Annotated in this window: 11 protein-coding genes and 1 tRNA gene; 6 read left to right on the top strand and 6 right to left on the bottom strand. The window is 61.5% G+C overall.

Annotation, left to right across the window (positions count from 1 at the left end):
* Window positions 1-214: 214 nt before the first annotated feature.
* Window positions 215-1,750: a LuxR family transcriptional regulator gene (locus Q6E04_RS06820; RefSeq protein ID WP_303250042.1), complete on the top strand. Its 1,536-nt coding sequence runs from the start codon at window positions 215-217 to the stop codon at window positions 1,748-1,750.
* A gap of 133 nt (window positions 1,751-1,883) precedes the next feature.
* Here Q6E04_RS06820 and purE read toward each other — a convergent pair whose 3' ends face one another.
* Both purE and Q6E04_RS06810 read right to left on the bottom strand, forming a co-directional pair.
* Complete coding sequence (gene purE, locus Q6E04_RS06815) at window positions 1,884-2,351, bottom strand: 5-(carboxyamino)imidazole ribonucleotide mutase (protein WP_303250041.1); 468 nt, start codon at window positions 2,349-2,351, stop codon at window positions 1,884-1,886.
* A 66-nt stretch (window positions 2,352-2,417) separates the two neighbouring features.
* Entirely contained in the window at window positions 2,418-4,328 is a 1,911-nt protein-coding gene (locus Q6E04_RS06810; protein WP_303250040.1) for a DUF2207 domain-containing protein, read from the bottom strand.
* Window positions 4,329-4,590: 262 nt separating this feature from the next.
* On the opposite strand from Q6E04_RS06810, the gene Q6E04_RS06805 reads away from it, so the two are divergent.
* Window positions 4,591-4,681 (top strand) — tRNA-Ser (locus tag Q6E04_RS06805).
* A gap of 151 nt (window positions 4,682-4,832) precedes the next feature.
* On the opposite strand, the gene Q6E04_RS06800 is transcribed toward Q6E04_RS06805, so the two are convergent.
* The 4 genes from Q6E04_RS06800 to Q6E04_RS06785 form a co-directional block, all read right to left on the bottom strand.
* Entirely contained in the window at window positions 4,833-5,381 is a 549-nt protein-coding gene (locus Q6E04_RS06800) for a LemA family protein (protein WP_303250039.1), read from the bottom strand.
* A gap of 93 nt (window positions 5,382-5,474) precedes the next feature.
* Window positions 5,475-6,458 (bottom strand): 4-(cytidine 5'-diphospho)-2-C-methyl-D-erythritol kinase, encoded by a 984-nt coding sequence (gene ispE, locus Q6E04_RS06795; protein ID WP_303250038.1) that lies wholly within the window; start codon window positions 6,456-6,458, stop codon window positions 5,475-5,477.
* Window positions 6,455-6,934, bottom strand: a complete 480-nt coding sequence (gene tadA / locus Q6E04_RS06790; protein ID WP_368656405.1) for a tRNA adenosine(34) deaminase TadA — start codon at window positions 6,932-6,934, stop codon at window positions 6,455-6,457. Before tadA ends, ispE begins: the two co-directional genes overlap by 4 nt.
* Before the next feature lie 305 nt (window positions 6,935-7,239).
* Window positions 7,240-8,385, bottom strand: coding sequence for an ABC transporter substrate-binding protein (locus tag Q6E04_RS06785; protein WP_303250036.1), 1,146 nt, complete (start codon window positions 8,383-8,385; stop codon window positions 7,240-7,242).
* Window positions 8,386-8,620: 235 nt separating this feature from the next.
* On the opposite strand from Q6E04_RS06785, the gene Q6E04_RS06780 reads away from it, so the two are divergent.
* The 4 genes from Q6E04_RS06780 (at window position 8,621) to Q6E04_RS06765 (ending at window position 12,137) form a co-directional block, all read left to right on the top strand.
* Window positions 8,621-9,721, top strand: coding sequence for an iron ABC transporter permease (locus tag Q6E04_RS06780; RefSeq protein WP_303250035.1), 1,101 nt, complete (start codon window positions 8,621-8,623; stop codon window positions 9,719-9,721).
* A 3-nt stretch (window positions 9,722-9,724) separates the two neighbouring features.
* Window positions 9,725-10,570: an ABC transporter ATP-binding protein gene (locus Q6E04_RS06775; protein ID WP_303250034.1), complete on the top strand. Its 846-nt coding sequence runs from the start codon at window positions 9,725-9,727 to the stop codon at window positions 10,568-10,570.
* Between the two features lie 71 nt (window positions 10,571-10,641).
* Complete coding sequence (locus Q6E04_RS06770) at window positions 10,642-11,451, top strand: Rossmann-like domain-containing protein (RefSeq protein WP_303250033.1); 810 nt, start codon at window positions 10,642-10,644, stop codon at window positions 11,449-11,451.
* 65 nt (window positions 11,452-11,516) lie between these two features.
* Window positions 11,517-12,137, top strand: a complete 621-nt coding sequence (locus tag Q6E04_RS06765) for a hypothetical protein (RefSeq protein WP_303250032.1) — start codon at window positions 11,517-11,519, stop codon at window positions 12,135-12,137.
* Window positions 12,138-12,391: the final 254 nt, after the last annotated feature.

Below are 12,391 nucleotides of genomic sequence, written 5' to 3'. Positions count from 1 at the left end.
CATACATAGACCGTCGCGGGCGATCCGCAATAGCAACGGTCGAAAAGACCCCCGAAGTATGCGCCCGAAAGGCGCCATGCCGTGTCACATACAACGTGTCATTTAACGTTTTGCATTCGAGAAATGTCACATATTTCAGTAAAACGCGCATATTGAAGCGCGCCGCACGATAGACTTGCCAAAATCACAGAAGCGGCGAGGGGGTCCATGGGGAATGCAAAAAAAATACGCACGATACACGCCCAACACACGTAGCCTTGGATATGCGCTTTTTCTAGCCGTAAACGCGACGGCCGTATGGGGCGGCGTTTTCCCATTCCTTCCCATGGCAATTCAAACAAGCTCGTTCACCGCAGCATTTTTCCTTGCGCAATCGCTTGTTTTCGCAGCAAGCTATTTCGCAAGCACTCTAGGCGTGTGCTTTTTCCCCGGACCAGCGCGCAGATTTCTCGTCTGGGCAGCAGGGCTTCCCTATCTTTTGGGATGGTGCGCACTCATCGCGGCCGTATATCTACAAGCGAGCGCACTGAAGCTCGCAATCGCGGGAGGGGCTCTTATAGGTTTCGGATCGGCAGGTTTCTATATGGCATGGCAACGCCTCTTCGCCTCGCAAAAGCCAGCCGTCGGCAATAGGGATCTCATTCTGGGAACCGTATTCGCTCCGATAATTTATTTCGCCCTTTATCTCATTCCCCCAGCGGTGACGGTCTTTCTCATCCCGTCGGTTTTCATGCCGCTATTCGCCCTCTCCATCCTGATAGCAAGTCGCAACACCGACCTGTCACAGCCCATGTTCGAAAATCTTCCAAGACAGCATGCGGGCTCGTATCTGCAGACCTTGAAGGATTATTGGAGAAGCGCCTTCTGCATAGGTGCATTTGCGCTTTCGTGCGGCGTCATTCGAGCGATCGCCATCGAAAGCCCCGAGGTTGGAGCGACCGTCAATATGCTGTCCATGGCAAGCATGCTTGTTGTAGGAGTCGCCTTCACAGCAACATGGCAGAAAAAATCGCTGCAACTTAATATCTCATCGGCTTTTCGCGTCGTATTCCCATTCGTCATAAGCGCTTTCGTCCTCCTGCCGATTCTCGGCAAAAACTACATCGCCCCATTCGCGGGAGTCCTTTATGCCCTCTACGACTGCGCAGTCGTCCTCATGATGATCCAATGCGCTCAAGCATCGCGCGAGCGCAGCGTTAATCCTGTTTTCATCTATGGCTTCTTCGGCGGTATCGTCTACATGCTCCACGACGCCGGATATATCATGGGCATTTTCGTCGGAGACCTGAATGCCTTCGGATCGCAATCACTCACATCGATTGCGCTCTTGTCGATATATCTATTAGCTTTGGTGTATTTCGTCGGACAAGGAGGATTCAAGCAGGCGCTGTCGCCCAATAGAGCTCGCGCCGAGCGTATCGAACTGATTCCCACAGCCGCCGCCCCCGCAAAACGCAACAGACCGAGCGCCAGCGCGGAAGCGGAAAGCACCGGGAAGAGGCCGTTAGTCGATCGCATCTCCAAGCAATGCATACTGGTAAAGAAACATTACAAGCTCTCCGACCGCGAAGCGGAAGTGATGGAGCTGATAGCGCGCGGGAGCACGGTTGCGCGCATTGCCGAAACCCTTACGGTTTCGGAAAACACCATCAGAACGCACAGTAAACGCATCTATGCGAAACTTGACATCCATCGCAAACAAGAACTCGTCGACCTGGTCAACTCGTTCGACCCCCGTGCCTTAAGGTAGGACATCGCAAAGCCGCTCGCGGCGGCCCGCCTCGCTGTATGTACAAAGGAAGGCCGCCGAAGCGCAAACGCTCCAGCGGCCTAAATACTTAATATGAGGACCGTCGCCTCGGTCGGAGGCCCGACCCGATGCGCTATTCGGCCATGGCTGCCTTGAAGTCCTTGATCTTCTGGCGAGCGGTCTCGCAGCCCGTGCCGAGCATCTGAACGGCCAGCACCGCGGCGTTTTTCGCGCCGTTGATCGCCACGCAGGCCACGGGCACGCCGGAGGGCATCTGCACCATGGAAAGCAGCGAATCCAGACCGCCGAGGTCGCTCGTCTTCATGGGGACCGTAATCACAGGCAGCGGGGTGTAAGCAGCCACGACGCCGCCCAGATGCGCCGCCTTGCCGGCGGCGGCCACGATGACGCGGATGCCGCGCTCCTCGGCCGACTCGGCCCACTCGTGCACCTCGAGCGGCTTACGATGGGCGGACGCCACTTTCACCTCGTAGGGAACGCCGAACTCGTCGAGCTGCTTCATGCAGGGCTCCATGGCGGGCATATCGCTTTCGCTGCCCATGATGATGCCGACGACGGGTTTCTTGTGATCGCAAGACATGAACTCTCTCCTATCGCACGTTATCCGGCGCCGCGGCGCCGCTTCATTCCGAAGGCAGTATACCGCCTACCTCGCGCCGCCGCCTCCGCCGCCGAAGCCGCCTCCGGAAAATCCTCCGCCTCCGGAGAAGCCGCCGCCGAAGCCGCCGCCGCTCGAGAAATCGCCCGAAGCCGCGCTCATGGCCGCCTTCGCCACATCGACCGTATTCGACTGCATGGCCGTAAAGGCATCGAGCGGGCTGTTCATCGCCGACGCGCCGAAGCCCGTCCCGTAGTAGTGGGGCATCATCCAGTAATACACGGGCAGGAAATCGTCGTCTTCGACGATCTGAGGCATGCGCATACGCAGAGCCTTGATCGCTTCGTCGGCGACGCCCAGCACATAGGCGTACACCATCATCTCGCCCCACACCTTCACGTCGGTGGGAAGACGCTCGTCAAGCGCGCTGAAATCCTTCAGCCAGCGGCGCAGCGCCTCGCACTTGGCATGCAGTTCGACAGCGCGCTCGCTTCGGCGCGACATCACGGCACCCACGATGAACAGCACCGCGATAGTGGGTGCGGCCGCAATCAGCGGGATGAAATTATCGAAGAAGACCACTCCGCAGATTCCCGCGACGACGCCCAGGGCTCCCAGGGCGAACATGGCACCCTGGTAGCGTGCGCCCTTGGCCTCGAAGAAGTCCTGCTTGTTGGTTTCGGCGGAAACCACGCCCTGCCAGCCGTTCAACAGGCCCATGAACGCCTCGGGGTGCTCGGAACCGTACTGGCTGACCGTGCCGAACCACAAAGCGTCAGAGCCCTGCGCGACCTTCTCGAACAAAAGATCCATGGCGCGGCCGTCGATCGGACTGTCCGCCACCTTCTCCTCCCAACCAGGGAGGCGCGTGATGTAGTAATCGTTGACCGTCTCGGTGCGCGATCCCGACGGACGCTCGTAGCTACCGGCGTCCAGGCGGATGGCGCCGATGCTGGACAGATGCATGAGCGTCGCCTGCAAGTCGTTCTTGCTCTGGGAATTCCAGCGCCACAGGCGGCCGATCACGGCGGGATGGATGCCCTTTTCGGGCACATCGCGCCAATACTGCTCGTTGAATTTGGGCTTGTATTCCTTGCCGTGGCGGAAGAACATCACAAGAGCCCAGACGATCACTGCAAGAGAAACGGCCAGACAGGCCACGATAAGCGCCAGGGAGCGGATGCGCTCGGCGTTGGCCTGATTGGCCAGGCGCTCCTCGTCCTGAAGCACTGCGTCGAGACGCTCGCCCGTATGCACGGCGGGAGACGAAGACGAGACGGCGCTCATCCACGCGCGGGGAAACACCGCATGCACCTCGGCGTAGCCGCCCGCCTTCACCGAAGGCACCGTCATGGAGATGACGCCGGCGCCATCGAAGGAAAGCGTGCCGTCGAGCGGGCCGTGGCCCCAGACGCGCAGGGCGTCGTCGGTACGAGCGTCGGCTCCCGCAGGCACCGGTACATGCACCGATGCCACCACGTGGTCGCTGTCGACGCTCCATCCGTGGCCGACGTACTGCCAATACAGCTCGGCCACATCGTCATAGATCTGCACGAAATTGGAGATGGAGTACGTCAGGGTCACATCGATGCGCGCATCCGCCATGGGAGCGAACACGTACACGGTCTTGCGATCGACGTCGACCGAAAACGCAGGCTCGGCGGGACCGCCCGACTCGCGCCACGTGCGCTGGAATTCTACCTCGGGAAGCGAGACGGCTTGACCGCCTTCAGGCGCCAAGCTAATCGAAGAGACCGTAAGCTCGCATTCGTTCGAGGGCATGGAGTCGAAGCTCCACCACACCGCCGAAAACGTTCCGTCGAAATCGAACGTGCGCGTTTCAGTGACAGAAAGTGTGGCGTCCTGGCCCGCGACGGCGTTTATTTCGACGCTCGGGCAGGTGTAGCTTTTCGCATACGCCGTGAGAGGCGTTATGCATGCTACGGCCAGAACCGCCACGATCGCCGCGATCGCCAGAATGAGCGAATGAGAAGAAAACGCGCCCGAGAAGGCGCGCGAGTACGATTCATTCGGGGTCGCATTTTCACAAATGCGCAGTTCGGACACGCAAACGGCACCAGATGCACCGCAGGCGGACGCGCAATCGAGCGAGGGCCCGACAGGGCCCGATGAAAGACGTTGTGAATTTGTCGTAGTCGAGACCATCGACACTCCTTGCTTTTATGCAGCCGTAACGCTATTATGCAGCCTACACCTTTACGGAGAGCTGACCGAGAGGCCGAAGGTGCTCGCCTGCTAAGTGAGTATACCCCAAAAGGGTATCTGGGGTTCGAATCCCCAGCTCTCCGCCAGAAGGAATGCCACAGGCTCGGATTCGTCCGAGCCTGTTTTCGTTTATACGCGCTTCGGCTGCAACATCCATCAAAAAAGGCTTAATACGCAAAAAGGCGGCCCTTAAAGACCGCCTTCGTCTGTAAGATTTTTTTTGCCGAAATAACGTGCTTAGAATTTCACATCGGGAACGACATGCGCGTCGGCCGACGCGTCGAAGCTTTCGCGCTCTTTGAACCCGAACAGCCCCGCAAACAGCACAGCCGGAAACGACTGGATGGCCGTGTTGTATTTCATAACCGTATCGTTATAGCTCTGGCGCATATAGCTGATCTTGTCTTCCGTCGAAGAGAGCTCAGCCTGGAGCTGCTGGAAGTTGGCGTTCGCCTTCAGGTCGGGATATGCCTCGGACACGGCGAACAGACCCCTCAGCGAACCCGTCAGCGCATTGTCTGCGGCCATCTTGTCATGGGCGTTCGACGCATTCGCCACGGCGGAGCGCGCGGCGGTCACGCCCTCGAGCGTCTTGGACTCGTGCGATGCGTAGCCCTTCACCGTTTCGACCAGATTCGGAATCAAATCGAGGCGGCGCTGCATCTGAACATCGATCTGCGACCAGGCGTTATCCACCCTGTTGCGCATCTTCACCAGGTTGTTGTACATCACGATCGCCGCAACGACGAGCGCCGCGATGACAAGGGCGATTACCAAAAAGACCATGGGTCCCTCTTTCCTCAGCGTGCGGGAGCCTCCGTGCTCCTTGAAGCGATTATATCGGCTCCACGGCACGGACGCTTTTCTGAAAACGCGCCGTTACCAGCTTTTATGCACGGCGCCGACATTCGTGCGCGCCGCACCAGGAACGCGTCCCTCGACGATACGCGCGCCCGCCGACGTGAACGAACAGCTACGCGCCCACCAGCCGCGCTGCTTCGCCGCCGACACGACGGCGTAAGCCGCGTTCATCGACTCGCACACGCAAAACGTGGCCGAACCGCTTCCCGAAAGAAGCACGCAAGGCTCGCCCGTGCTCGCATCGCGCGCCACGCCGACCTGCTGCCGCAGCCAGTCCTTCACCTCAACCAGCTCCGGCATCACCGTTTCGGACGCGGCGGCAAGGTTGTTGTACAGCTGCACATCCTGAGCGCGCTCAGCCGAAACGCCCTGCGCCCGCAGGTCCGCCTGGCCCGCGTTCTCGTCGAACGCACGGTAGGCCGCCGCCGTCGAAACGCCGCTGTCGGGGCGCACCAGCACCACGGGGGCGTTCATGGGCGCAAGGTCGCGCTCGAACACGTCGCCGCGGCCGCCGAGCTGCGCGCAGCCGCCGCGCAGGAAAAACGGCACGTCGGCGCCGATCTTCGATGCAACGGCGAAAACGCGCTCGCCATCAGGGTCGATGCCGAACACGCGGCACGCCGCCAAAAGCGCAGCCGCCGCGTTCGACGATCCGCCGCCCAGGCCCGCCGCGTGCGGAATGTGCTTGTCGATATGCACGGTGAAACGATAGCCCGCATCGGACAGGCCGAATTCGTCGGCAAGCGCCACCATGGCCTTATAGGCGATGTTGTCTTCGGACGCGATGGACAGCTCGTCCACGCCGCCATGGGTCGTGCAGCGCACGTCGACGGCAATCGGAGCATCTTCCGTCTCGCGCTCGCATCGAACCGTCACCGTGTCGTGCAGCGTGAGCGCATGCATCACCGAATAGGCGTCGTGGTAACCGTCGGCGCGTTTCGCCCCGATGGACAAATGCAGGTTCACCTTCGCCGGCGAAAAGACCGTCAAAGTCTGGTTCATCGATTCCTCTCTTTCAGCTGCCGTTCGCCGCGGCGTTCAGCGAAGAAGTCTTTCAGCAGGGCGACGCATTCGTCCTCGAGCACGCCCGGCGTCACCTCGAACGTATGGTTGAGACGCTCGTCGGCGTGCACGCGATAAAGCGACCCCAGCGCACCGGCCTTGTCATCGGCCGCGCCGTAGACGCATCGCCCGATACGCGCCTGATGCATAAGGCCCGCGCACATGATGCACGGCTCGAGCGTCACATACACCGTGCAATCGGGCAGACGCCATCGCTCGAGCTCGCGCGACGCCTGCACCACGGCGCTGAATTCCGCATGGCCCGAAGGGTCGCAATCGGCCTCGCGATGGTTGCACGCCTCGGCGATCGCCTCGTTTTGGCACACCACCACGGCGCCGATAGGCACCTCGCCCGCGGCGGCCGCACGACGCGCCTGCTCGATGGCCAGACGCATGAAATGCTCGTCTTGCTCTATCAGCTCGTCTCTGCCCAGCGGAAACCCCGTAGAAGACATCGGATACCATGGCTCGACCATCTGAGAAAACGCTCCTTTTCATCGGGCATGGGCACGCAAGGACGCCCCGCGACGGGCAAGCCGAGGCCCGTCGCCCCGAAACGCCGCTTCTCATATATGACGTCTTTCATTATAAAAGACGGCCGAAAACAGCTCGCTTCGTCACCGAAAACGCACCGCGGCGCGCGGCGAACAAGGCCCCATACGAAGAAGGACGCCCGGGCAATGCCGCAGGCGTCCTTTCGTAAGGGGGACTCGGTTGGGGGCTATCCCTGATAGCTGTTGCCAAGAAGCTCGATCACCTGGTCGTCCGTCAGGTCGCGGTGATAGAACATGCTGTAGAAGTTCTTGGTCTCCTCGACGATGTCGATGTCATAGGCCTCGGGATACAGCAGGTTGGTCAGCCACTGCAGGCCGATGAAGCGGTTCACCGCAGGCGGGCGGTCGAGCCAAGAGAACGGGGTCTGGCACATGGCGTACACGCGACCGTCCTGGACCGCCTTCACCGTAGCCCAGTTTGGATCCGTGCGGATGAGCTCGTCAGAGCCGCCCTCGAAGCGCTGGGCGTCCCATGCGATGATGACGTCGGGATTCCATGCGAGCACCTGTTCGAGAGAAACGGGGGTCTTGCCCTTGCCGCCCTCGGCCTCGAGGTCTTCGGCGACGTTCTTGGCGCCGGCGAGCTTGAACACCAGAGCGTGCGAAGAAGAGGTGGGCTCGGTCTGCAGGCCTTCGGGACCCTCGGCGTAGTACAGGCTGATGCGCTCGTCCTCGGGGACGGTGGCCACGGCAGCGGCGACATCGGAAGCGACCTTGGTGCAGTAGTCGGCCATCTTCTTAGCCTCGTCCTGCTTGCCGAGGATCCGGCCCAGCATCTCGTAGCAGTGGGCGGTCTTGTCGAAGGTGCCGTCGATCACAACCACGGGAATGCCCGTCTGGCTCTGAAGCGCGTCGGCGTCGGAAGCGTCCTTATCGCCTGGCTCGACCGTGGTCACCGAAAAGACGACCTGCACGCCTGCGGCCATGATAGCCTCGGGATTGAGGTCCTTGCCGCCGGCGAGGGTGCCCAGATTCGGCAGGCCGACGATGTCGGCAGGCAGATTGGCGAGCTCCTGCTCGGTGAAGTCCATCGTGGTACCGGCGCACAGCTCAGGCGCCAGCGTGAAGCAGAAGATCTGGCCGGCGGGGCTGGTGTAGTAGATCTTCTCGAGCTGCTCGGCCGCGGGCAGCGTCACCGTACGGCCCGCGTCGTCGGTCACCGTCTGCTCGGTTGCGGCGGACTGTTCGGCGGCCTGAGGCCCCGCCTCCGGAGCGGCCTGGTCTTCTCCCGACGCGCAGCCGAACAAGGCCGCGGAAAACGCCAGGCAGCCGACGAGCGCGAAAGCCGCCGCTCCCTTCATCGGTTTCTTCATTCCATTCCCCTTCCTTGCAAGCCCGCACGAAATGCGGACCTGTCCCATTCGCCCGGCAATCGTCCTATTCCATAGGCGATATTATTCACAGGCGAGAATAATTGAATCGAGTGTAACGGTCCCGCTTCGTTTCGTCCAGCCTTTTATGCTCTTGTAGAAATATTCTTTTTCACGAATAATATAAACGCACCAAAAGGGGGAATGAGCGGCCTCGCCGCTCGGCAAGGAGCATCGCGTGAACCATCGAACGGAACGCCTGGAGAACTGCGCCCAGCGCATTGCGGCGGAAGGGCCTTCTTCCGTCGATGACGAACTTGCGGAGCAAAAACTCGGCAAACCGCTTTCTCCTTGGGCGAAGGCAGGCATCCTCACCGCCCTCATCGTCATCATCGTCGCGTCGTTTTCGGTGGGCAAATATCCCATTCCTCCGAGCGAGCTTATCCCGACCATCTTCAATAGCATCTTCAACCCCGAGGCCGTCGATCCGCAGACGCAAACCGCGCTGCTCAACATCCGTCTGCCGCGCATCCTCGTGGTCGTGATGGTAGGCGCCGCGCTCGCGGCCGCAGGCGCGGCATACCAGGGAATGTTTCGCAACCCGCTGGTCTCGCCCGACTTGTTGGGCGCTTCGGCGGGCGCAAGCCTGGGCGCATGCCTGGCGCTCGTGCTCGACATGCCCTCGACCATGGTCCAGGTCTTCGCCTTCGTGGGCGGCATGGTGGCCGTCGGCTGCGTCGTATGGCTCAATCGCGTGATCAGATACGACGAACTGCTTGGGCTCGTCCTGGGCGGCATCCTGATATCGACCCTGTTCCAATCAGGCGTTTCCCTGCTTAAATTCCTAGCCGATTCCAACGATAAGCTCCCCGAAATCACGTTCTGGCTCATGGGCGGATTCTCCCGCGTCGACCAAAACGATCTGTTCGCCATCATCATCCCCATGGCAGCCGGATTCGGCGTGCTCATGCTCGAGCGATGGAAGCTCAATGCGCTGAGTTTCGGCGAAGAAGAGGCCCGCAGCCTCGGCATCAACGTCTCGCGCGTCCGCCTTATCGTCATCTTCGCATCGACCCTGATCGTATCCGTCTCGGTGGCCGTCTCGGGCGTCGTCGGCTGGGTCGGCCTGGTCATCCCGCACCTCGCGCGCGCCATCGTCGGGCCGAACTACCGCGCCCTGATCCCCGCGTCGATGTTCATCGGCGCCAGCTATCTGCTGCTCGTCGACGACCTGTGCCGCATGCTGCTCAGCCTTGAGATTCCCATCGGCATCCTCACCGCCATCATCGGCGTTCCGTTCTTCATCGTGATCTTCAAGCACAACATGAAGGGGTGGTAACCCATGCCGCTCGATTCGAACACGACGGCCTCTGCCGCAGGTTGCGAAAACGGCATCGCCACGAAAGCCGACGAGCCGCTTCTCGACGTGCGTGACCTGACCTGCGGCTACCACCGCAAGGTGATCGTGAACGACGCGTCATTCACGCTCGACCGCGGCCAGTTCGCCTGCATCATCGGCACGAACGGATGCGGCAAGACCACGCTGCTCAAAACGGTCCTCGGCCTGCTTCCCCCCATGGGCGGAAGCGCGCTCATCCACGGGAAGAACGTCGCATCGCTCAGCGACGCCGAACGCGCCCGCCACATCGCCTATATCCCCCAGGCCCACACGCCGCCGTTTCCCTTTTCGGTGGCCGACGTCGTCCTCATGGGGCGCACGCCCCATATCGGGCGCTTCTCGGGCCTTTCGCATAACGACAAGCGGGTCGCATGGGACGCGCTCTGCATGCTGGGCATCGAACAGCTGGCCGAGCGCACCTACACGAAGCTTTCGGGCGGCCAGCAGCAGCTCGTGCTTATCGCGCGCGCCTTGGCACAGCAGCCCGAGCTCATCGTCATGGACGAGCCCACGGCAAGCCTCGACTTCGGCAACCAGCAGATCGTGCTTTCGCGCATGAAGGAGCTATCGAACCGCGGCGCCACCGTACTCATGGTGACCCACGACCCTGGCCACGCCGTGTACTGCGCCGACACGGTCATCGTCATGAAAGACGGCAGCGTTTCCTGCATGGGAACGCCTAACGAAATCATCACCAAGCCGCGCATGGAGGCGATCTACCAGACGCCGATCCACGTTTCCGACGTGGACGTGGACGGATCGCCGCGGCGCGTCTGCATTCCGCTTTAACGGCTTTACGGACAACCGGCCCTCGGCCGAAACGACAAGGAGCCCCGCGCCCCTCAGGAAGGAACGAACCAATGGAAAACACGACGAGCACCAACCCGTGGGAACTCTACGACAGGCTCATCGACGGCGTGCCCGAAGGCATCGCCGTGCGCGATTACAGCCTCGGCCTGCATTGGACCTATCTCGATGCCGAATGCGGATGCGGCGTCGCCTGGACCATGAAGGGCGGCCAGGTCGGCTCGCGCAAGCGCCCCGACCTGCGCGGCCACGACCTGAAAAGCGTCGCGCGCCTCGCGAAAAGCTGGAACTTCGAAGAGGCGACCCTCGGCGTCGCCGCATTGAACGCTTGGTATTCGCGCAAGGAGCTGCTCGACCCCTTGGGCGCCGTCTACGAAGAGCCCAAGCTCTTGGCGCGCGACGAGCGCAAGCGCGAAGCCTTCGGCGAATTCACGCCGCGTATGAAAGACGGCAAGGTCACCGTCATCGGCCACTTCCCCCATGTGTACGAGCTCGCCGAACGCTGCGACGAGCTGACGGTCCTCGAGCGTTCCTGCAGCGAAGGCGACCTGCCCGACCCCGCGTGCGAGTATGTGCTGCCTTCTCAGGACGTCGTTTTCATCACCGGCACCACGACGACCAATAAGACCCTGCCTCGCCTTCTGGAGCTGTCTCACAACTCCCTGTGCATCCTGACGGGTCCGAGCGTGGTGGCTTCTCCGATCCTGTTCGACTACCACGCCGACGTGCTGGCGGGAAGCGTCGTCAACGACCCCGAGAAGACCTCGTTCGCCGTTCGCAGCGGCCAGGGAAGGCTGTTCGGCGAAGCGGTGCAAATGATGCGCGTGGTCAAGCCGGGCCTCGAACTGAACCTGCAGGACTAGCCGAGCGCGCCGCGAAGACTCGATTCGCAAGCGACGTCGCCGTAGGCGACAAGGAAGGAACTTCGATGCTTCTGATACTGACGGGCAACGTGCAGATCGGAAAAACCCGCTGGCTTCAAAGGGCCGTCCGCGCGCTCGAGGCGGCAGGCATAGGCTGCTGCGGCGTGCTCGCGCCCGGCGTCTGGGTAAAGCACGACGACGGTTCGCTGGAAAAGACCGGCATTGACAACCTTCTGTTGCCAGGGCACGACATCGTGCCCTTCGCACGGCGAACGGACTTGGCCGAACAAGACGGGAACTACGTCGCGGAAAGCCAGGCAGGACGGGCGCGACTGCGGTGGCATATATCGGACGACGCCATCGCCCGCGTCAATGAGCACTTTCGCGCGTTGGAAGACGGCACCTTCCGTCTCGACGCGGCGAAGAACGTTCTTTTCGTCGACGAGCTCGGGCAGCTCGAGCTGCTACGCGGCGAAGGGCTTACCGAGGCCATGAACATGCTCGAGCATGGCCCGCGCGGCGTATACGAACACGCCATCGTCATCGCGGGCGACAAGTTCGGACTCCCCGACCGCACCGAAGAGCTTTTCGGCGATATCTGGGGAGGATGTACGCGCATCGCCCCTGACGACGACGCCTGGCAGACCTGGATAGAGCCGCTCCTCGACACCGCAGAAAACCGCTGATGCATACGCCCCGCCTCTGCTAGAGAGACGGGGCGTTTTCGTGGCCGGCGCAGCATGACGCCCTGACCGCGTTGTCTTCACGGCGTCTGCGGCACGGTAAATGCAACGCACCGGACCTCGCATAGAGCGACCGCCTGATGCGATGTCCAAAAACAAAAACCCGTCCTGCCACGAAAAGCAGAACGGGTTTCTCTATACAAAAAAGGAGGGGGTCCCGAAGGACCCCCTCCCTGGCGCGAAGCGCCCCGCGCGAG

Origin of the sequence: uncultured Slackia sp. (genome assembly GCF_959608125.1) — a bacterium.
GTDB lineage: Bacteria > Actinomycetota > Coriobacteriia > Coriobacteriales > Eggerthellaceae > Slackia.
The sequence above is the reverse complement of the archived record's forward strand: the minus strand, read 5'-3'. Positions and strand labels throughout refer to the sequence as shown.